This window comes from Nocardia sp. 852002-20019_SCH5090214 (assembly GCF_001665865.1).
Taxonomy (GTDB): Bacteria; Actinomycetota; Actinomycetes; order Mycobacteriales; family Mycobacteriaceae; genus Nocardia; species Nocardia nova.
In genome coordinates this window covers 1-20,029 of sequence record NZ_LZMK01000196.1, presented here as the reverse complement: position 1 = coordinate 20,029, position 20,029 = coordinate 1, and the positions used below count along the sequence as shown (strand labels likewise).

Annotated in this window: 21 protein-coding genes; 7 read left to right on the top strand and 14 right to left on the bottom strand. The window is 66.3% G+C overall.

Features of this window, described 5'->3' with window-relative positions; all coding sequences use genetic code 11:
* Positions 1-5: 5 nt before the first annotated feature.
* From A5780_RS16190 to A5780_RS16155, 8 genes are all read right to left on the bottom strand, one after another.
* Positions 6-1,169 (bottom strand): MSMEG_0565 family glycosyltransferase, encoded by a 1,164-nt coding sequence (locus tag A5780_RS16190; protein ID WP_082976507.1) that lies wholly within the window; start codon positions 1,167-1,169, stop codon positions 6-8.
* Positions 1,169-2,020 carry a carbon-nitrogen hydrolase family protein gene (locus A5780_RS16185; RefSeq protein WP_063017797.1) on the bottom strand — a complete coding sequence of 284 codons (852 nt, stop codon included), beginning with the start codon at positions 2,018-2,020 and terminating at the stop codon, positions 1,169-1,171. Before A5780_RS16185 ends, A5780_RS16190 begins: the two co-directional genes overlap by 1 nt.
* An 11-nt stretch (positions 2,021-2,031) precedes the next feature.
* Positions 2,032-3,294 carry an MSMEG_0569 family flavin-dependent oxidoreductase gene (locus tag A5780_RS16180; RefSeq protein WP_231982977.1) on the bottom strand — a complete coding sequence of 421 codons (1,263 nt, stop codon included), beginning with the start codon at positions 3,292-3,294 and terminating at the stop codon, positions 2,032-2,034.
* 45 nt (positions 3,295-3,339) lie between these two features.
* The gene (locus A5780_RS16175) at positions 3,340-4,263 is read right to left on the bottom strand and encodes a carbon-nitrogen hydrolase family protein (protein WP_064908851.1); all 924 of its coding nucleotides are present in this window, start codon (positions 4,261-4,263) and stop codon (positions 3,340-3,342) included.
* Positions 4,260-5,714 (bottom strand): MSMEG_0567/sll0787 family protein, encoded by a 1,455-nt coding sequence (locus tag A5780_RS16170; RefSeq protein WP_064908850.1) that lies wholly within the window; start codon positions 5,712-5,714, stop codon positions 4,260-4,262. Before A5780_RS16170 ends, A5780_RS16175 begins: the two co-directional genes overlap by 4 nt.
* Position 5,715: 1 nt before the next feature.
* Positions 5,716-6,774 carry an MSMEG_0568 family radical SAM protein gene (locus A5780_RS16165; RefSeq protein WP_064908849.1) on the bottom strand — a complete coding sequence of 353 codons (1,059 nt, stop codon included), beginning with the start codon at positions 6,772-6,774 and terminating at the stop codon, positions 5,716-5,718.
* A gap of 9 nt (positions 6,775-6,783) precedes the next feature.
* Positions 6,784-7,329 (bottom strand): MSMEG_0572/Sll0783 family nitrogen starvation response protein, encoded by a 546-nt coding sequence (locus A5780_RS16160; RefSeq protein WP_030515292.1) that lies wholly within the window; start codon positions 7,327-7,329, stop codon positions 6,784-6,786.
* 375 nt (positions 7,330-7,704) lie between these two features.
* Entirely contained in the window at positions 7,705-8,586 is an 882-nt protein-coding gene (locus A5780_RS16155) for a sterol desaturase family protein (protein WP_063017806.1), read from the bottom strand.
* Positions 8,587-8,662: 76 nt separating this feature from the next.
* Between A5780_RS16155 and A5780_RS16150 the strand changes: the two genes are divergently transcribed.
* Positions 8,663-9,283: a TetR/AcrR family transcriptional regulator gene (locus A5780_RS16150; RefSeq protein WP_063017808.1), complete on the top strand. Its 621-nt coding sequence runs from the start codon at positions 8,663-8,665 to the stop codon at positions 9,281-9,283.
* A gap of 84 nt (positions 9,284-9,367) precedes the next feature.
* A complete protein-coding gene (locus tag A5780_RS16145) occupies positions 9,368-10,126 on the top strand; it encodes a histidine phosphatase family protein (protein WP_197521765.1) in 759 nt (252 codons plus the stop codon).
* 24 nt (positions 10,127-10,150) lie between these two features.
* Here A5780_RS16145 and A5780_RS16140 read toward each other — a convergent pair whose 3' ends face one another.
* A complete protein-coding gene (locus A5780_RS16140) occupies positions 10,151-10,738 on the bottom strand; it encodes a TetR/AcrR family transcriptional regulator (protein WP_063017810.1) in 588 nt (195 codons plus the stop codon).
* Positions 10,739-10,824: 86 nt separating this feature from the next.
* Here A5780_RS16140 and A5780_RS41890 point away from each other — a divergent pair, with 86 nt between their 5' ends.
* From A5780_RS41890 to A5780_RS16120, 4 genes are all read left to right on the top strand, one after another.
* Entirely contained in the window at positions 10,825-11,748 is a 924-nt protein-coding gene (locus A5780_RS41890; protein ID WP_231982976.1) for a nitroreductase/quinone reductase family protein, read from the top strand.
* Positions 11,749-11,789: 41 nt separating this feature from the next.
* The gene (locus tag A5780_RS16130; RefSeq protein WP_064908848.1) at positions 11,790-12,221 is read left to right on the top strand and encodes a hypothetical protein; all 432 of its coding nucleotides are present in this window, start codon (positions 11,790-11,792) and stop codon (positions 12,219-12,221) included.
* Between the two features lie 211 nt (positions 12,222-12,432).
* Positions 12,433-13,605 carry an aminoglycoside phosphotransferase family protein gene (locus A5780_RS16125; protein WP_063017814.1) on the top strand — a complete coding sequence of 391 codons (1,173 nt, stop codon included), beginning with the start codon at positions 12,433-12,435 and terminating at the stop codon, positions 13,603-13,605.
* Between the two features lie 148 nt (positions 13,606-13,753).
* Positions 13,754-15,025, top strand: coding sequence for a cytochrome P450 (locus A5780_RS16120; protein ID WP_063017816.1), 1,272 nt, complete (start codon positions 13,754-13,756; stop codon positions 15,023-15,025).
* 33 nt (positions 15,026-15,058) lie between these two features.
* Here A5780_RS16120 and A5780_RS16115 read toward each other — a convergent pair whose 3' ends face one another.
* From A5780_RS16115 to A5780_RS16095, 4 genes are all read right to left on the bottom strand, one after another.
* Positions 15,059-15,337, bottom strand: a complete 279-nt coding sequence (locus tag A5780_RS16115; protein ID WP_030515283.1) for a hypothetical protein — start codon at positions 15,335-15,337, stop codon at positions 15,059-15,061.
* A 57-nt stretch (positions 15,338-15,394) separates the two neighbouring features.
* Positions 15,395-15,790: a hypothetical protein gene (locus tag A5780_RS16110; RefSeq protein WP_064908847.1), complete on the bottom strand. Its 396-nt coding sequence runs from the start codon at positions 15,788-15,790 to the stop codon at positions 15,395-15,397.
* Positions 15,791-17,044 (bottom strand): amidase domain-containing protein, encoded by a 1,254-nt coding sequence (locus tag A5780_RS16105; RefSeq protein WP_064908846.1) that lies wholly within the window; start codon positions 17,042-17,044, stop codon positions 15,791-15,793.
* 884 nt (positions 17,045-17,928) lie between these two features.
* On the bottom strand, positions 17,929-18,159 hold the full coding sequence (locus A5780_RS16095; protein WP_064908845.1) for a hypothetical protein: 231 nt from the start codon (positions 18,157-18,159) through the stop codon (positions 17,929-17,931).
* A gap of 380 nt (positions 18,160-18,539) precedes the next feature.
* Here A5780_RS16095 and A5780_RS16090 point away from each other — a divergent pair, with 380 nt between their 5' ends.
* Positions 18,540-19,514, top strand: coding sequence for a PHB depolymerase family esterase (locus A5780_RS16090; protein ID WP_082976505.1), 975 nt, complete (start codon positions 18,540-18,542; stop codon positions 19,512-19,514).
* A gap of 85 nt (positions 19,515-19,599) precedes the next feature.
* Here A5780_RS16090 and A5780_RS41885 read toward each other — a convergent pair.
* Positions 19,600-20,029, bottom strand: a 430-nt coding sequence (locus A5780_RS41885) for a hypothetical protein (RefSeq protein WP_231982975.1), incomplete at its 5' end; no start/stop codon positions are given.

The window sequence follows — 20,029 nt, the reverse complement described above, 5'->3', positions numbered from 1 at the left end:
TCCGATCAACCCTGCCGGGCGAAGGGTTCCGCGGTCGGCTCGGGCGCGATGGCATCGGAATCCGCTCGAACCCGCGGACTTCGGAGATGGGCCCGGTAGAACTCCATGTGCGCGAGAGCCGCTGTCTCCCAATCATATCGGTGTGCGAGTGCCCTGCCACGGTCGATGCGCGCCGTGTCGCGCCGCAGGTTCTGTGCCATCGTCGCCGCCATTCCGGTCGGATCGGTGGCGTAGGAGATCGCGTCGCCGAAGACCTCCCGAAGCACCGGAAGCTCGCGAGCGACCACCGGAACCCCTGCGGCCAAGGCCTCCATGGCCGCCAGTCCGAACCCCTCCTTGGTGGAGAAGAACGGAACCAGCGCGGCTCCGGCGACGAGTGCGGGCAGCGCGTCGTGGGCGACCGTGCCGAGGATGACGGGCCGGATGCCCAGTTCGGTTGCGCGCGCGTCGAATCGAGCCCGGTACTCGCGGTAGTCGAAGAGGGTTTCACCGCCCGCGAAGACGAGGCGCAGCTGGGCGTGGTCGCGGCGGAGCAGCGCGAAAGCCTCCAGCAGATCGATACTGCCCTTGCGAGGTTCGATGCCACCCAGCGCCAGAATGTAGGGACCGAGGCATCGCTGCCAGCTGCGACGGGCGGTCGATGCGGTGACCGAATCGCTTGCGGCGGAGTCGAATCGGTCGTACTCGACGCCGTTGGGGATCACGACGGGGCGCAGATTCCAGCCGGCGTGAACCTCCGCGGCGACCGCGGCGGAGACGCAGATATGCGCATAGGGGTCGGTGATGGCACGGTCGTGGCAGCGGGCCAGTTCGGGTGTGGTGAAGGTATCGAGGTGATGGATGGTGCGAACGCATCGGCCGACTGCGTTGGCGCTGATGCAGTCCTGGGCATGGACGATGTCGTAGTCCACGGGAGTGAACGCGGCGCGTAAAACACTGATGGAACGCAGAATTCGCGTCCCGACCGCTTCGCCGTCGATGGCTTCGAAGGGCACCACACGTACCGTCACAGTTGGATCCACCGGGCGGAAGAATCCCGCGTCGCCGCCCCGGCCCAACGTCCACACCGTGACCTCCGCACCGAGACGCGCGAGCGCCTCGGCGAGATTCAGTGTGTGGACCACCCCGCCTCGCGGCTTGGTCGAGTAGGTGAGCAGTGCGATGCGCATCAGTAACCGCCTTTACCGGTCATCAGATTGTGGTAGGCGTCGACGCGGCGTTCCGCGAGATGCCGCAGCACCCGGCGCGCCCGCTCCACCTCCGCGTCGACGTCGATATCGGCCACCGCGAGGCCGCCCTTGGACCAGGTCTTGGCCAGGATGTCGCCACCCGGGCCCACCACCTTGGCCTGGCCGAGGAACCGCAGCGATCCGGTGATGCCGGTCTGATTGGAGGACGCGAGCACGACCTGATTCTCGGCCGCGCGAGCCTGGTCGTAGAGATCGAACAGACGCGATTGGCGGTCGTTGGGCATCCGGGAGGCGCGGTCGGTGACACTGGCCGGCCACGCGGACAGCGCCGCGATCGTGCGCGCACCGTCGAGGGCCAGGGTGCGCGCGGATTCGGGGAAGGTCTTGTCGTAGTCGATCAGCATGCCGAGGCGGCCGACCGGGGTGTCGAAGGCGCAGAAGCGATCCCCGGCGGAATAGGCCAGGTGTTCACCGGCGGGCTGGTGGACCTTGCGATGGCGGCCGAGTACGCCGTCGCCGGTCAGACAGACCGCCGCGTTGTAGCGCGTGCCGTCACAGTGTTCGGCATAGCCGACGCAGATGGTCATGGCCCCGGCCAGCCGGCACAGCAGGCGGATCTCCGGACCCTCGGGATCGATGGCCTCCGGCCCGGTGGCGGGATCCGGGTTGCGGAGGTCGCCGATATAGCCGCCGAGCGTCGCGTCGGGCAGCACGAGCAGGTCGACGCCGTCGGCGGCGAGCCGGTCGACGATGCCGGTGATCTTGTCGAGGGCGCGGGCGATGCCGGTGCCGAAATGAGCGGCGACGGCGGCGATCCGGGTGACGGCCATGAGAATCCGGTTCAGGCGGCGGCGGTCGCGCGGGCGGTGACAGTGATCCGATCCGCGAGATATTCGGCATCGCGGGCGACGGCGGCGAACCGGCCCGATCCCCACGTGTGCAGCCAGGGCAGGCCGAGGAAGTACAGGCCCTCGACGGAGGTGACACCGCGATTGTGGCAGGGATGGCCCTCGCCGTCGAATACCCCGACGCGCAGCCACCGGTAGTCGGTCCGGAAACCGACCGACCACACCACCGACGTGATTCCGCTTGCGGTCAGGTCGATTTCGGTCACTTCGTGCTCGGGACGCCACACCGGCCGGTAGCGCGGTTCGGTGGGCGCGTCGATACCCGCACGATCGATGTAGTCGTCGATGGAATCCTTGATGCTCTCGGCAACGGCATCCGCGGCGTCGAGCGAGGATTCCAGCGACGGGTCGAAACGCGCTGTGCCGCTAGAGATATCGGTCATCCGCCCGTAGAGCTGCATCCCCTCGAGGGCGAAGCGGCGCAGGTCGATATCGCGCCCGCCGTCGCGGCCGGTCACGTAGTGGTTGGTGTTCTCGCGCTTGCCCAGCCCGCCGGGCTGATCTTCGATGGGAATGTCGTAGTGGCCCATATCCTGCAGCCATGCCACACAGTCGCGTCCACGGTAGAAGCGGGCCACTCTAGGCGCGCTGCCCACCGCCAGATGGACTTCGCGACCGGCCAGGTGCAGGTCCTCCGCGATCTGGGCACCGGACTGTCCGGTGCCGACGACGAGAACGGCTCCCTCGGGAAGATCTGCGGCACTGTGGTATTCGGCGGAGTGCACCTGCCGGATCGAGCCGGGCAGCCGTTCGGCGAAGCGCGGCACGGTCGGGATGTGATATCCGCCGACGGCGACCACGACCTGATCGGAATGCACCGGCCCACCGGTCGTTTCGATATCGAACCCGCCGCCCGCGGCCACGGTCACCGCGGTGACGGCCACCTCTTCGCGCACCGGCGGATCGAAGGTGTCGGCGTAACCGCGCACCCAGGCATAGACCTCGTCACGGGTCATGAAACCGTGCGGCTGCGGGCCGGTGTAACCGTATCCGGGCAGCACGCACTGCCAATTGGGAGTGACGAGCGTGAAATTGTCCCAGCGGTTGTCGCGCCATTCGTGCGCGATGGTGTCGCGTTCGAGCACGAGATGATCGATCCCGCGCCCGGTCAGATACCAGCTGATGGACAGCCCAGCCTGCCCGGCGCCGATCACCACCACCTCGTGGTGTTCGATCGAAAAGGGTTGCGGAGTCACGGTTTTCCTCCGGGAGTCGCGGCGGGTGCGGACGGCGGGGTCATCTCAGGCATGTGCGGCCGCCAATTCCTCCGGCAGCGACGGCTGTCCGACGACGCCGTGGCGCGCGACCACGCTGTCGTAGACTTCCGGCCGCCGGTCCCGCAGGTTGTACATGCCGCCGCCGCGGGCCAGCCCGAGTACCCGGCCGACATCGACCGTGGCGGTCGCCAGTCCCGGCGCGGTGCCGGTGGTGGCGAGTATGTCGCCGCCCGGCCCGACGATCTTGGCGCTGCACACGAACCGCAGCGAGCCGAAGGTGCCGGCCTGGTTGGAAGCGATCCACACCACCTGGTTCTCGACGGCCCGGGCGCGGTCGAAGATGTCGAAGCGCTGGGTCCAGCGGTCGTCCTCGAGGCGTTCGGCGGTGGCGGTGCGGGCGGTCGGCCACGCCGAGAGCGAGGTGATTATCTCCGCGCCGTCCAACGCCAGGGCGCGCGCGGCCTCGGGGAAGGCCTTGTCGTAGCAGATCTGCATCCCCATCCGCCCGATCGGCGTGTCGAAGGCGTGATACTCCGAACCGGCGGCGTAACAGAGGTTTTCGCCCAGCGGCTGATGCACTTTGCGGTAGGAGCCGAGGATGCCGTCGCCGGACAGCGTCACCGCGGCGTTGTAGCGCAGCTCGCCGTCGGCCTCGCAGAAGCCGAGGGTGACGACGAGATCCCCCGCCATGGCGGCGATCCGCGCCAACTCGGGCCCGTCCAGGGCGAGGGCGGGCGGCAGGCTGCGCAACCGGCGTTGCCGGGCCTCGTCGTTCTCGGCGCCGCCGCCCAGACTGGGCAGATAGCCGCCGAGACATGCCTCGGGCAGGACCAGCAGCCGGCTACCGCGAGCACGAGCCTGCCCGATCAGTGCCGAGATGGTGTCGTAGCAGGCCTCCATATCGCGGCCGAATTCGGCGGCGGCCACGGAGATGGTCAATTCGGTCATGAGATACCCAATCCGGTCACGGTGCCGGGCACCGCTGTGGTGGTGGTTCCGTCCGGCCAGCGCAAACGCACGCCGGGTTCGGAGGTGAGGACGCCGCATACCGCGGAGGTGGCGGGTCCGGTGGGGCCGGTCGCGGATCCGGGGCGGTCGGCGGTGAGCATGGCGAAGCCGGGGAAGCAGGTGATCCATTCGGCCGGCGCGGTATTCGCCGGACGCGGCATCCGGGCCACGTCGAGCACCGCGCCGACACCCGATGCTTCGGCCAGCATGCCCGCCGTACCGGCGATCCCGGCCATGCTGACATCCTTCGCGGCCGCCGGCGCGGTGTCGGCGACGAACCGGCCCAGCGCCCGCAGCTCGTCTCCGGTGCGGTAGGAAGACGAATCCCATTGCTGCCCCGTATATCCGGCGCGCCAGCGGCCACCGAGATCCGCGGTGAGCCGAAGTTCGTGGCCTGCCCGGCCCCCGCCACCGGGAACGGGCCGGGCGGTGCGACCCAATGCGGTCACTGCCAGTGCGGCCGGGCCGATCTGGGTATGCCCGCCCAATACGGGCACACCCCAAGTGTCGGCGGCCCGCGCCAGGCCGCGCAGGATGCGGGTGAGCAGCGAACGGGTGGGTGCCGCGACCGCGTCGAGCAACCCCACGGGTTCGGCGCCCATCGCGGACAGATCGTTGAGATTCACCAGGGCCGCGCACCAGCCCGCCCATTCCGGATCGCGTTCGACCATCGAGGCGATGATGGCGTCACATGCGGCGACGAGATCGCTGCCCGGCACCGGCGCACCGTCATCGCCGCGAAAGTGTCTGCCGCCCAGGGTAGATGGATCATTCCCGAGGGTGGTCAGCAGCGGGCCCAGCATCGCCTTGGTCGAGCGCGTGAGCCGGTCGATGCGGTCGATGGGCCAGCGCACGCGAACGTGCGGTGCGCCGCCGAACGTGGTGTCTCCCAGCGGAATCCAGCCGAGGTGGGTGAACAGCGCGGCGTATCGGTGCTGCACCGTCGCCTCGAAGCGCAGCACGTTGTTGCTCTCCGCGTAGGCGCAGGCCGCGCGTACGAGGGCATTGCCCACCCCGCGCGTGCGGCGGCCACAGTCCACGACCAGCCGGCTGCCGGCCCACCAGCCGAGATCCTCGGCGGTGGCGGGCGCCAGGCGCACACCACCCAGCACAGTGCCGTCCGACGCCAGTGCGACCAGCACGACGGTGCGCGGATGATCGTCGATATCGTCGGCATCGCTACCCTGGAACAGGCCCTGTTCGACCACGAAGCTCTCGCGCCGCAGCGTTCGATAGGCGGCCAGCTGCCGGGAATCCGCCGGGCGAATCAGGAAGCCGCCGGGCGGTTCCTTCGGGTTCGGATGCCCGGACAGCACACAGTAATCGGGAGACGGCCTGCCGGATGCCACAGATCCGTCGAGCCACCAGCGCGGCGTGTCGATCGTCGTCATCTCAGCCTCCCGCGGTGCGCAGCACACTGCACGCGCCGCATGCCGCGCACCCGGCCGCCTGATCGGCGCCGCGCATCCCAGCGCGCCGCAGTTCGGTTGCGACCCTTCGCGTTACGTCCTCGAGCAGCGCCGGTGAGGGTGCGCTCGCGTTGTCGACGTCGACGGCGAGGGTTCCGGCGAGCGGCCGGAAGGGAACGATGAAGGGGTACACACCCATCGCGATCAATTCCCGTGCCCCACCGACCAGTTCGTCGGGATCCTCGCCGAGCCCTACCAGGAGATAGGTCGACACCTGGTTGCGCCCGAACACCCGCACCGCCTCGGTCCACGCCGCCCGGTAATCCGCGAGCGGCACCGTCGATTTGCCCGGCATCCAGCGCGCACGGACCCGATCGTCGAGCGATTCGACATGAATGCCGATGGATTCCGCTCCCGCCGCCCGCAGCTCCGCGAGGACCGACAGATCCCCGGGCGGCTCACACTGCACCTGAATCGGCAGCTGCGGCACGGCCCGCTTCACCGCCCGCACACAGCGCGCGAGATGCCGTGCGCCACGGTCCTTTCCGGCGGTGGTGCCGGTGGTCATCACCATCTGCCGCACCCCGTCGAGCCGGACCGCGGCGGCCGCTACCTCGGCAAGTTGCTCGGGCCGCTTGACCGCGACGGTCGTGCCCGCCGCCAGCGACGCCTCGATCGCGCAGAATCGGCAACGTTGGTCCTCGCCGTATCGGATGCACGTCTGCACCACCGTCGTCGCGAGCACATCCGTGCCGTGCAGCCTCGCGATCTGCTCGTAGTCGATGCCCTCGGCGGTGCGCAGGTCGTAGAACCTGGGCCGCCGCACCGGCTCGACGGTGACGCCGAGATCGGTGCCGTCGCGCAGCAGACGATCCCCGCTCAGCGTGTAGGGGCTGTCGGATCGGATGGGAATGGCAGCGCCGGCACCCCCGAACGACACATGACCGTCGTCGCTGGGCCCGGCTCCGGACCGGCGCTGCACCGGCAGGTCGACGCGAATACCGAGTAGCGCCAGGTCTACTCGCGTGGATACCTCGGTCATGCCGGCCGCCTACACCTGATAGGTGGAGTTGATGATCGCGCCCTTGCGTGCGTAGTAGATCAGCGCATCCTGCACATCCAGCGGATGCGCGGGAATGACCCCCTCGATCAGGTCCTCCTCGCGGGCCCCGTGCAGAGCCAGACCGAAGCGGCAGGCGAATACCTTGCCGCCCTCCTTGATGAAGGTCGACAGCGCGTCGTTGATGTTCTGCTCACCCGGAAAACCGCTGTCCCCGGTGGTCGGGAATCCGCGGTTGGCGATGCAGTTGATCGCACCCGGCCCATAGAAGTAGATCGCCGACTCGAACCCCTTGCGCAGCGCCCGAGTCGCCTGCAGGACGGCCACGAAACTCACCGACGACTCGTGCGCGATCCCGTGCACCAGGGTGAAGTATGTTTCCCCGGCCTCGGCCTGATAGTCGGGAAAGATTTTGGTGGCGCCATAGATATTGGTGCCTTTCGGCAGCGCCGGATGCGGAATCTCGGACAGCGATTTCGCGATGTTCTCCTCGATCGCCTTGTCGATCTCGGAGGTGGTTTCGGTGGGTGCGGACATGCTTGTCTCCTGGGGATGTGACGAGGACCGGTGAGGAATCGAGGTGATTCACCGATGGGTTCAGTTCACGCCCCAGGTGTTTCGTGATGGTCACATCCGGAGTAATACGACGTTGCCGGGTCTTCACCGTCTACGATCGTGATTCAGCGCTGATAATCTGTTGTGCGGCAACATGTCTCGACGCACCCGGCATCCGAATACGTGGAATTTCGGAAGGCGGATGCCCTGCCGCGTAATCAACGTGCTGGGATTTCTCTCCCGCCGTTAACATTCGGCTGCCGTGGCAAGAGCCGATTTGTAACAGGAGCGTCATCGACGCGGCTGCCGGCCGGGCTCGGGCAGATGGTTGTCGCCCGGAATACGATGCCGATGCGGTCAGGCTTCGGGAATTCGATCGCCGATCTCGCCCGTGCGTGCGGTGCCAGGTTCCCATCCGGGCGGCCCGAACAAATATCCGGCCCATTCGCGAATTCGCTTGGTGGAGCGCAGATCCCGCCACAAGGCGCCGAATTCGTAGTACTGGAGCGTGAGGACGTTCGAGCTGTCGATGTTCTTCGTGAGTCCGTAGGTGGGGCGGAAGGTCTCCGCGCGGAAGGTGCCGAACATGCGGTCCCACAGAATCAGGATGCCACCGTAATTACGGTCCAGATACTCCCGATCGCTGGCATGGTGCACGCGGTGATGGGAGGGGGTGTTGAAGACGAATTCGAACGAGCGAGGGAGTTTTCCGATGGTCTCGGTGTGCACCCAGAACTGGTAGACGAGGTTGAACGACCAGGCCGTGAAGATCATCCACGGCGGCACACCCAGGAGCGGCAGCGGAACCCAGGCCAACAGTTCGAACCACGGATTCCACTTCTGGCGCAGTGCGGTCGCGTAGTTGAAGTACCGGCTGTTGTGGTGCACCTGATGCGCCGCCCAGACCACCCGGACTCGATGCGCGAGGCGGTGATAGGCGTACCAGAGCAGATCCACCGCGAGCATGACTGCCACCCACGACAGCGGGTTGCGCGGGTCGACGTGCCAGGGGGCGTGCACGTACAGCACGGCATAGCCGATGAGTGCGGCGAATTTCGCGGCACCGCTGACGAAGAGTGAGACGAAGCCCATGGTCAGGCTGGTCCGCGCGTCGATCACGTCGTAGCCGGCGCGGTCCTCGGCGTGACCGCGCAGGGCGGCGATCTCCAGGACCATCGCGAGCACGAAGAACGGAACCGCGTAGGTCACCGGCTGGTTGATCTGTTCCCACAGGGTCATCGCAGGCACTCTCCGGAACGATTATATGACCCTACGGTCACTTCATTGAAAGTGACCGTAGGGTAAGTTCGGGCGCATGTCAACGGCCGCCGGACTCGGAACCAAGGGCATGCCCGCGCAGGACCGTCGCGAGGAGATCCTGATCGCCGCCATGCGGGAGTTCGCCGAACGCGGATTCGCCGCGGTGTCGATGGTGTCCATCGCCGGGCGCGCGGGCATCTCCAAGGCCCTGGTCTACCAGCACTTCACCTCGAAGGAACAGCTCTACGCGGAGTGCCTGACCGCGCTGGCCGACCCGCTCCTGGAGCGCCTCGACGACGAAATGGACCCCGCCACAGCACCTTTCGCGATGCCAGGCAACGCCTTGCGCGGCCTCTTCGACACCCTCGGCCCAGACCGCACCGCCTGGCGGATCATCCACGACCCGACCGCACCGCCGACCGGTGCGGTGGCGGACCTGGTACACGGCTACCGCCACCGGATCGCCGCACACGCCGACTCGGGCGTACGCCGGTTCCTCGACGCCCTGGGCGACACCGACGAACGCGATATCGAAGCCCTCGCCGGCATCTGGACCGCCGCAGTCGACGCGGTAATGGCCTGGGCGCGAGCACATCCCGAAGAATCGGCCGCCGACCTGACCGCCCGCTTCACCCGTTTGATCGAGATCGTCTTCTCGATCGGAGCAACCCGCTGAAACGGCTCGTGTAGAACCATCGAACTCGGCGCGCCGAGCACGCGCATCCTGGTCGAAGTAGGGGACCGAAACAGGGAGGATCGGATGACGGCAAGGGGTCCGGACCCGACGAGTGCGGCTCCGGGAGACCGCTCGGCCGGGATCCCGCCGCAGTATCGCCTGCGCGACCTCTGGATCATCCGTCACGGCGAAAGCCGAGCCAATGCCGCGTTCAGCGCCGGCGCCGACGAGCCCTTCCCCGGCAGCGACTGCGATGTCGAGCTCTCGCCCACGGGGTACGAGCAAGCCGCCGGGCTGGGGCGGTGGCTGGCCGGGCTGGACCCGGAGCGAGCGCCGCAGCTGGTGGTGTGCTCACCGTATCTGCGCGCGCAACAGACCTGGGCGGCGATGGCGCGCACTGCCGAAGGCGCCGGCGCCTTACCCATGGTGACCGACGAACGCTGCCGTGACCGCGAGATGGGAATCTTCGAACTCTTTCCGCCGCAAGCCATTCGACGCCGAGCGCCGCAGGAGTTCGAGCGCCGCGCCCGCCTCGGCGAATGGTTCTATCGGCCGCCGGGTGGGGAATCGCCGGCAGATGTCGCGCTGCGGATGCGCGATCTGCTCACCGAACTCGACCGAACCACCGCCGAGCGGATTCTGATCGTCGCCCACGACGCGATCGTCGTCACCGCAGCACACGTCCTGGCCGGTGTGGGTGCGACGTCACCGGCTGATATGCCGCCGGTGCCGAACGCCTCGATCACGCACTGGCACAACGGCGAGCACCATCTGCGGCTCGCCGCATGGGGCATTACGACATCCGCGCGCGACAAGACGATGCCGGGGACCATCGACGAGTGAGCGGGGCGCGACCCACTCGCCCGTTCAGGTGAACAGCGCGGCACGCGCGGCCGTCAGAGCCACCTTCGCGGCGGCGTCCGCGGTGCCGTCGTCCACCCGCTCTCCGGTGATCAGAACGCGGAAGTAGATCGGCGCCACCAGCGTTTTGATCATCTCCGCCGGATCGGTGCCTTCGGGTAGCTCCCCACGAGCGATCGCGCGCGTCACCACCGGCAGCGTTTGCCGAATCCGATCGCGGAAGACATGGCGTGCCGAGTTCGGGGGTGCGGGCAGGCCCGCGGCGGTGGACACCAGCACGGCCAGAATGGCTCGCCCGGAGGCGCTGTCGGCCCAGGCGACGAGGCTGCGCGCCAGCGCGCGGAGATCCTCGTCGACCGAACCGGTATCGGGAATGGGAATTTCCGCCGCGACACTCTCGGCCAGCGCCTCGGCGATCAGGCTGTCGCGGTCGGGCCATCGCCGGTAGACGGTGGTCTTGTGCACTCCGGTGCGCTGGGCGACGTTGTCGATCGTGAACGCGGCGTATCCGCGTTCGCTCAGCTCGTCGACGGTGGCGGCGAGCACGGCGGCGCGGACCTTCGGTCCACGTCCCAGAGGCGCGGACGAACTCATTGCAACTCCTAGTTGCGATATCGCGGACGGGCGGGCATCCTGACGATATCGCAACTCGATGTTGCGATATTCAGATGGGAGTCTCGATGCTGTCGAAATCCGTCCGGGGAGCCGCACTCCTGTTCCCCGGTCTGCTGGCCGGAGCGTTCGGCTACGGCGCCGTCAATGTGCTGTACGCGTTTCGTGAAGTGCCCCTTGATGTTCGGTTCACGTTCCATGTCGCGCTCATGCGAGTCAACGGCCCGGCTATGCAATCGCTGATGGCGCTGGCGGTGCTCGGTACCTTGGTGCTCGCGGTGCGATCGCGGGGAGGGCAGCGTCGGATCGCCGCGAGCGCGACGGTGCTGGTGTTGCTCTCCTTCCTGGTGACGCGATACGGGAACGTGCCGATCAATCAGGAGATCAAACGGTGGGCGGTAGGCACCCCGCCGGCGAATTACGCCGATATCCTGCGACGCTGGGAACTGTTCCATTTCACCCGAACCGGTTGCGCCATAGCCGCATTCGTTCTGGTGATCGTCGCGGTGGTCGGATTCACCGCGACCGACGAGAGCATCGGCCGGAAGGACAATCCGCATCGGTCGCCCTCGCGACGCGACTTCCGCAATCGCATCGTCGTCACCGCCCATCGCATCGGCCTGCCGTTCGGCCCCATCCACCTGCTCACCGTTGCGGGTCGTTCGACGGGAATTCCCCGGACCACGCCCGTCGCCCCGATACAGCTCGACGGCGACCGGTACCTCGTGCAGGCCTATCCGAACGCCGAATGGGTCGAGAATGCCCGCGCGGCAGGACGCGGTGTGCTCGCTCGCGGCCGGAAATCCCGGGTCGTGAATCTGATCGAAGTGCCCGAACCGCAGCGCCAACCGGTGCTGCGTGCGTTTCCTGTGCAAAATCCCAGGGGTGCACAAGCTTTCGTCAGGAATGGTCTGGTCGAATCCGGCTCGCCCGACAGCTTCGCGGGCGCGGCGAGCCGCTGCGCCGTCTTTCGCATCGAGCCGGTCTCCTGAGGCCGAATGTCGTCGCCGGTGCTGTATTCGGAGAGGAACCAATGATCCGCACGTCGTTTACGCCCGTCACCGGGCATGCCCTGGGAGTCGTTGCCGACGGCACCGTCAAAATAGTGCTCGCCGCCGTCTACATCATCGGCGCCGAATCGCTGAGTCATCGACTCGGTGTCGCCACCTGGCTCATGATCGCCTGCGCCGCAGCCCTGCTCATCGCAGGCGCCGGTGAATTCGCATACCTGCGCAGCCGCCCGATGAGCACAATTATGCGGCTCATGATCGGCTACGACACCGGCTGGACGGTTGTCACCCTCATCGCGCTGCTGCTGGCATGGCAGGGGAACAGGGCGGCCGGCGAACTCTGGATCGGTTATCAGACACTCGCGCCCCTCCTCTTCGCAACTCTGCTCGGGGTGGCAGGCGACCGGAAATCCGAATCCGATCAGGTCGGCGCCGGCAACTCCGGCTCCGCATGATCGCTTCCTGGCGTGCGCTCCGTCGCGGGAGAGGAGCCGCATCTCAAACCCGACTCGTCCGTATGTACTGATGAGTAATGACGGCTTCGGTAATTCATTGTCTTACAACGCTTTCGACTGATGTAAGGTACTGTGCCTCTGGCGCCGCGATCGGTGGAGGCGTCGGATCGCTCGGATAATCGTTGTCTTACAGTGGAATCGAGATACGTGCGTGAATCACAAGCTCTGGTTGCTCGGTCGTTCTGTCACCGTCGGAACCCGGATGCTGGGCGAGAAGATTCACGGACCCAGATTGCGCTCCCTCGCCGACGTGCCGATCTCCGGTGACAAGATCACCCCCGAATGGCTGACCGCGGTGCTGTGCCGCGATGTTCCCGGGGCCGAGGTGTCGGGCTTCGAGACGTCCAACGGCAGCAGCGGCACCTCGACGAGGGTGGCGATCACGGTCGAATACAACGATGTGGGGACCCGGGCGCAGTTGCCGACCCGCTTGTTCGCCAAGACCACCACCAGTTTCAGCCAGCGGATCCTGCTGGGCGGCGGAAAGATGATCGACGGGGAAACCCGGTTCTTCCGCGACTTCCGCCCCGCCGTCGACATCGAGGCGCCGATCGGATACTGGGGCGCGTCCGACCCGGCCTCGTGGCGGTCGATCGCCCTGATGGAGGACATCGCCGCGACTCGCGGCGCCGTCTTCAGCGAACCCACCGCCTCGATCACCCGCGAGCAAGCCGAGGATCTGGTCCGCAATCTCGCCCGCCTGCACGGCACCTTCTGGGAATCCGAGGCGATCGACGTCCTCAACACCCCGGCGTACATGCTCGACGTGTATCTGTCCGCGATCGATATGAAGAAGCGGTGCGAAGTGGGCCTGCGCCGCGCGGAGGAGGTTGTTCCGCCCGCCCTGCACGGCAGCAGCGAACGGCTGTGGGCCGGCGTCGAGCGGGCGGTCACCATCGCGACCGAAGAGGTTCCGCCGACACTGCTGCACGGCGATCCCCACATCGGGCAGACCTACCGCACGAGCGCCGGCCGCATGGGTTTCGTGGACTGGCAGGTCGTGATGCGGGGCGGATGGGCACACGATTTCGCGTACACCGTCAATTCCGGATGCGAGCCGGAAGACCGCCGACTATGGGACAGGGACCTGCTGGCGGCCTACCTGGACGAACTGGGAGAGGCCGGCGGCAAGCCCCCGGCCTTCGAGGACGCCTGGTTGCTCTACCGGCAGCAGTCGCTGTTCGCCTACGCCGCATGGGCTTTCACCATCGGGCGTGCGAGTTATCAGCCCAAGATGCAGTCGAACGAAACCTGCCTGACCCTGTTACGGCGCATCACCACGGCCATCGACGACAACGATTCGCTGGGCGCCCTCGGCGTCTGACGCACCAACGCTTTACCACGAATGATCATCGTGCTGCCGATGGTCGTCCCGGCCAGGGTCGTCCGGTGCGACTACCGCAGCCTTCGACGCGCGCGACATCGCGTCATGCAGTTCGACGCAGCGTGCGATACGACAACTGGAGTGGTTGATGACTACGTCACAGTTCCCGACCCGCCCGACGATGTGTCCCGTTGCCCACGGCTCTCCGACGAGTTCCGACGGCCCGCGAGTCCCGCTGTTCACCCCGGATTTCTCCGACGACCCGCACCGCGTCTACCGCGAAATGCGCAGCCGATACGGCTCGCTCGCGCCCGTCGAACTGGCGCCGGGCGTGCCCGCGACGCTGGTGATCGGCTACCGCACCGCGGTGCGAATTCTCAACGACCCCGAACACTTTCCCGCAGACCCGCGCGTGTGGCAGCAGACCGTGCCCTCGGATTGCCCGATCCTTCCGCTGCTGGAATGGCGCCCGATGGCCAGCAGAAGTTCCGGTGCCGATTTCCACCGCTACCGTGAGGCCATTACCGCCGGTATCGACGCCGTCGACCTGCACTCGTTGCGCGCGGCGGTCGAGAAGGCCACGCTTCCCCTGATCAACAGCTTCTGCCAGGACGGCAAGGCGGAACTGATCACCCAGTACATCTACCCCCTCGCATTCGAACTCGTGAACGTGATGCTCGGTTGCCCGCCGGAGATCGGCGCGCAGGTCGCGGCCGGAACGGCCAAACTGCTCGAAGGCGTCGACGCCGAACAGGGCAACCGCATCCTCGGCGAGGCGCTGATGAGTCTGGTGCGCCTCAAACGAGCCACCCCGAGCAACGACATCACCTCGGTACTGCAACAACACCCGGCCGCCCTCGACGACACCGAGGTCTCCCACCACGTCTCCCAGATCTACGGCACCGGAATCGAATTCGAGCTGAACCTCATCGCCAACACGTTGCTGCTGGTCCTCACCGACAACCGATTCGGCGGCAGTGTGCTCGGCGGCAATCTCTCCTCCCGCGACGCGGTCGACGAGGTGTTGTTCAACGACCCGCCGCTGGCGAACCTCCTGATCACCTACCCCCGCCAGCCCATGCTGATCGACGACGTCTGGCTACCCGCCAATCAGCCGGTTGTCATCAGCATGGCCGCCTGCAACAACGACCCCGTGATTCGCAGCGACGATATGACGGGCAATCGATCCCACCTGGCCTGGGGCATCGGCCCGCACGCCTGCCCCGCGCAGTCGATCGCGTATCTGATCGCCCAGGAAGCGATCGACCAACTCCTCGACGCCCTCCCCGAAATCGAGCTCGCGACGGATGCGCCGAGCTGGCGACCAGGACCGTTCCACCGGGCCTTGACCGCTTTGCCGGTGACATTCCCGCGGACCGAGCCGCTGAATTTGAACAACAAGCCGGCAATGCCGGGGTGAGAGCCGAGCGGGCCGAGGATCGCGCGACCACTGCTATTCGGACATGGAGTCCACGGCCTTCCCGATTCGAACGAGGCTGGTCGCATACCGTTCGTCGACGCTGGTTCGCGCGCTGACGACCTCGACGATCTTCTTTCCGATGCTCTCGAGTTCCGCCAGGCTGGATAGGATGTCCTGTTTCCGCGCCGACGCGAAATCGACGAGCGCCGGTCCGCTCTGCCAGCCTTCGTTCGCTTGCCGCGCCGGTTCGATCTCATCGAATTGTTGCTCGAGCCGGGTTCGGGATTCATTGCTGTTGGTGGAGATGTCCACCCCGGCCTGTTGCGCGGTGGCCGGGTCGATACAAACGTCTGTCATGATGAAGCCCTGTCAGAAGAACGCTTCGCACGGATGGTAGCGAGGCGAGATCGGCTCGTCGGTATTCGATTGCAGCAGCGCGGATCCCACGACCAACGCGTAACCGACGCTGATGATCACCGCCGACGCCGCGACGACGATCGCGAGGACCTTCCTCGAGGTCGAGGAGAATCGCGCGGCGGCGACGATGAACACCACTGCCGCTGCGGCAGCACAGATCAAGAGGGCTGTCGCGGCCCAGCTGGAGGCGGTGGCGGCCGTCGGAACGGGAATGCTTCGCGCACAATGCGATTCGAGAAGAACGTCCGTCCGCTCCGCGAGTTTGTGATCGGCCACCACCAGTAGGAGAACGGCAGATGCGAAGCAGGCGAGGAAGATCGCGGCGGCCACGATCGCGGGGCGTTTCAACTACCAGGTCTCCTTCGGCCGAATGATCCGCACGTTCTGTGTGCCGCCGTCCTGATTCGAGAATCCGATCCGGTCGGTCAGGCTGAAGTCCTTCCCGTTGGTGGTGTGCTGGGAGTAGAGGATGTCGCCGTTGGGAAGCACCGCGGTGACCACTGCCGTGTGGTGCGCTTCGCCCGGCTTGTAGTCGCCGACGTTCTGCGTGTGCTCCCAGTAGACGAGATCACCGGGTTTCGCGCCGCCGGTCCCGACCTCCTCCGCCCCATTGTTCAGGAAGAAGTTCTTCTGCTTCTCGGCATTGAACCAGGTATCGCTGTGGCTCAGTCCCTGCAGGGAACCGGGCCCCGGCGGGTCGAAGTTGATTCCCGCGGCCCGGCTGCGGTTCCAGCCGTCCGAATCGGTGGTCAGGGTGCCTTTGTAGTCGAGGCCGGCCGACGCGAGGGTGGTGGAAACGAAGTTCGCGCAGTTGTTCTGGAATTTGTCGATCGAGGTATCGTTCGCGTGGTCGCGAGCGAACTGCACCGCCTTCACAGCGTTGTAGCCGTTGGAACCCTCGAGCTCCTTCTTCACGCTGTCGGGGATTCCGTTGAGGTCGTGAAGTTCGACCGGCACCGCCAACATGAGTTGTTTGCGCAGATCGACGGCCAGCGAGTCCCACCACGCCTTCACCACATCGGGGGGCTGGCCCTGCGGCAGGGTCTCGCGAATGGCGTCGAGTGCGTCGGCCACTGCCGCGGACTGCTGTTTCAGCGCATCGTCGAGCGAGCTGGTGTCGACGTTGATATTCAGATTGCGCAGCGCGCCGGCGACTTCCTGGTCGGCCCGATCCGCCGCATCGATCGCATCCTTGATCAGCGCGTTGTACCGCCGGCAGTCATCCGCCGCGGTCTCCGGCTCGTGATGCCCGGCAGGTACGACCAGAACGTCGCCCTCGAGTTCCAGGCCCGCGACCGTCCCCGCCGTGATCGCCGAACCGGCCTGTGCCTGCGCGATCCGAGCCGCATCTTCCAACGTGTCCAGCGCGGTGACGGCACCTCGCAGCAGGACGCCGATCTCCTCCAACTTTCCCGTGACATCGGAGATCCGCCCGCGCACGAGCTCACCCAGATAGTCGGTCCAGGATTCCTCGAGCCGCCGCGATCCATTGGCATGGATCTCGGCGACGGCCTCCTCGCAGTCCTTGGCCGCCGCCAGCAGATCATCGGCCGCGGCCTGCCAGCTGCCCGGATCGGCGTACCTGAGTTGATGCAGATCCATGACCGTCCCCCCGTGCTTTGATGGTGGCCTGAGGGTAGTCAAAGCGCCAAAAACGGGCAAATGGAACAAATTTGGTGGCGCGGCCATCTCGGCCGGACGAACCGCACGCCGCCGGGCTATTTGCGGTGTCGGCCGGTATACCCCTCGGTCGACGGAGAATCCTGAGTATTCTCGCGACTGCCGGCCTCGCCGCCGGAGCCATCGGCCGCACCTTTGCCGATCCGGCGCGGTTTGGCGATCCGCCGGATGCCGGCGGCTGGGGCAGCTTCACCAGCTCGTTTCCGTCGCAGTTCGTCCAAGTCGACGACGCTCGCGTCCTGATCGCCGGGGCAGGCGTCATCCGCCGCAGGGCTCGAATCGCCCACCGCGGGGCCGTGCCACGCCGCAGCAGGGTTCACCGGCCATGCCCCGGTCTCCCGCTGCAATTCCGATCGCATGACGGGTCTGGTCGGCGGCGGATCGTTGACGCGGCTGCCCTCCGAACGCCACGTCTTACGGGCAGGCTGGGCAGCGTCCTGCGCCACCCGCCGGGGACGCCGGGGCAGCTGGACAACCTTCGGCGCGCCCGCTCCGGTGTCCTTCGGTGCGGATCGCGATCCCGGTACTTCCTGGTCAGACATCGAATTACCGGGCGACGAGCGCCGCTGTCCCAGTCGCGGCGCCGGTCAGGTCGCCGAGTCGATGTCCACTTTTGTGGCTGATGGTGGTGCTCACGTCCCTATTGTCTCAGAGTGTCGCGGGTGGAAGCGAGGTCGGTGCGGTCGGGCGCGTGATGCTGTCGAACCGGCGTCGATCGGCGGGTGGACGGCGTATCGCTGATGTGGTTCCGCGGGCCGGGATCGAGGTCGTGATGAGCCGTCGATCCGAATCATCGGAATCCGGAATCAAAGGCAGTGCGCGGGCGGAGCCGGGCTCCAGCTGCCGATGCAGCCTGCACCGATGTACGCGAGCAGATCGATCACGGTCGAGCCGGTTTGCAGGACGACAGGTGAGTTCGCGGTGATCTGGTCAGTGTTGCTGTACTCCAGGGGGATTCCGTTTTCTGCGCCGGCGATGCCCGCGGGAGCGATACCGAAGGCGGCGACTGCGACGACGAGGACGGCAAGCCGTTTCATGGTGTTCCTCTCGAACAACTGCGTCAGGTTTCAGCGTTCGAGCCAGCATAGTGTGAAGTGATCATGTTTCGGAGTGATCGGGGGACTTTGCGCAGATAGGCGGACCGGCTGCTTACGAGGGTGAAGAGCTGTGGGGGAGCCGCGACCCAGCGGGCTGCTGTACGCCCTGATAACCGCCGGTGCATCAGTACCAGAAGAGGTCAGTTGCCCGCGGCGGTCGCGGAGTCAGCGCGCTCGCAACGCGTGAGCCAGCGCTATCGGATCGGCCCTTTAGACGTCGGCGCCGTGGTGTAGCAGTCGGTCGCTGGCCCGAAATGTTCACAGCCCTGGAAGGTCGGAAATTCTGACACATCGAGGGCGAGGCTCGGGAGCTGTCACAAATGCTGTCGAACCTGAGCGAGCCCACCCTGCCGGGCGATAGATTTGAATGGAAGTATTTCAATTTTCCTGTGGGGTGGGAGGATTCGTTGCATCGCACACGCATGTCCGGACCGGTATGCCGGGCTGTAACAGTCATGTCTGCCATATTCGCGCTCGCGATGTCGAGCGCGACCGCCGCGGCCGAGTCGGCTCCAGGGGAGTCGGACCCTGCGCCCGCGGCCTGCTCCCTGGCTGCCGCCTCGGTGACTCGCACCGTCAACGGTCAGCCCTACCTGCTGCGCGTTCCCAGCGGCCTGACCGGCGCCGCGCCACTGCTGGTCGCGCTCCACGGCGGCGGAAGCAACCCCAGCAGGCACGAAACCCAATCGGGCTGGACACCTTTCGCCGCACAGCAGAAATTCATCGTCGCCTACCCGCAAGGCGGCAAAGACGACGTCACCGACCCCAACCGCCCCGACGACCGCAGCTGGTACTTCGAAAACGGCAACCGGCACGACGTCGACTTCCTGCAACAGGTCATCGCCGACATCGAGAGCCACTGGTGCGTCGACACCAAGCGTGTCTATATGTCCGGCCACTCCAACGGCGGCCAAATGACCTCCCGCATGGCCTGCGCCGCATCAGCACAACTGGGCGCGGTAGCGATGTATGCCGGCGGCTCGCACGGCGGCTGCGAAGACGGCGTCCCGATCCGCAAACTGTCCTTCGGATTCTTCACCGCCGACAACGACTTCACCCAGGTCCCGGTCTATGCGGCACACCTCCAGTGGCGCGGCACCATCGGCTGCAGCAACGACGCCGCCACCGAATCCGGCCCCGAAGTAGCGGAAGGCTACCGGTATTCCTGCGAGCAGGGCGCCAACGTCGTCTGGCGCAAATACAAAGCAGGCAGCCATGATTGGCCGAGCGGCGACCGCGGCGCCGATGTGCGCAACCGCATGTGGCAACTGTTCCAGAACCACCCACTTCCGTGACAGCTCAGGCGCGCGACGGGACCCGTTGCGCGCCAACAAATCAGGCTGATCAACCTGACGGGGGTTCGCCGGAGATTCCTGATGATTAATCGTTGATATCGTCCGAATCGGAGTTGTCTTTCAGGTGCTCCGGCCGTCCTGGCCAATGAGGTGGATTGACAGGCTGTCCCGTCCACGCATCCAGTGGCTGAATTTCGCAGATGGAGCGGTCCGCGATTCCCGCGGTATTCCACACGTTTCGACCTCCGAACTGGACCTCAGGAGCGAAATCCTGCCGGTCGGCGTCGACGAACAGTATCCACCCATTCTTGAACCCCAGGCGAACCGCTCCAGTCTTGAAGAACACGGCCGAAACCATCCTCGCCCCCAGGAATTCCTCAACCTCAGCGCGGTGCCAATGATCGATTCGATGTCTGTCGGGGGAGCCCTTGGCGAGGGACCTAGTGTTCTGCGCCTGAAATCCGTTGGATATATCGAGCGAGGGAGTCGAGGATTTCCTCGGCGGTCTTGCGCCA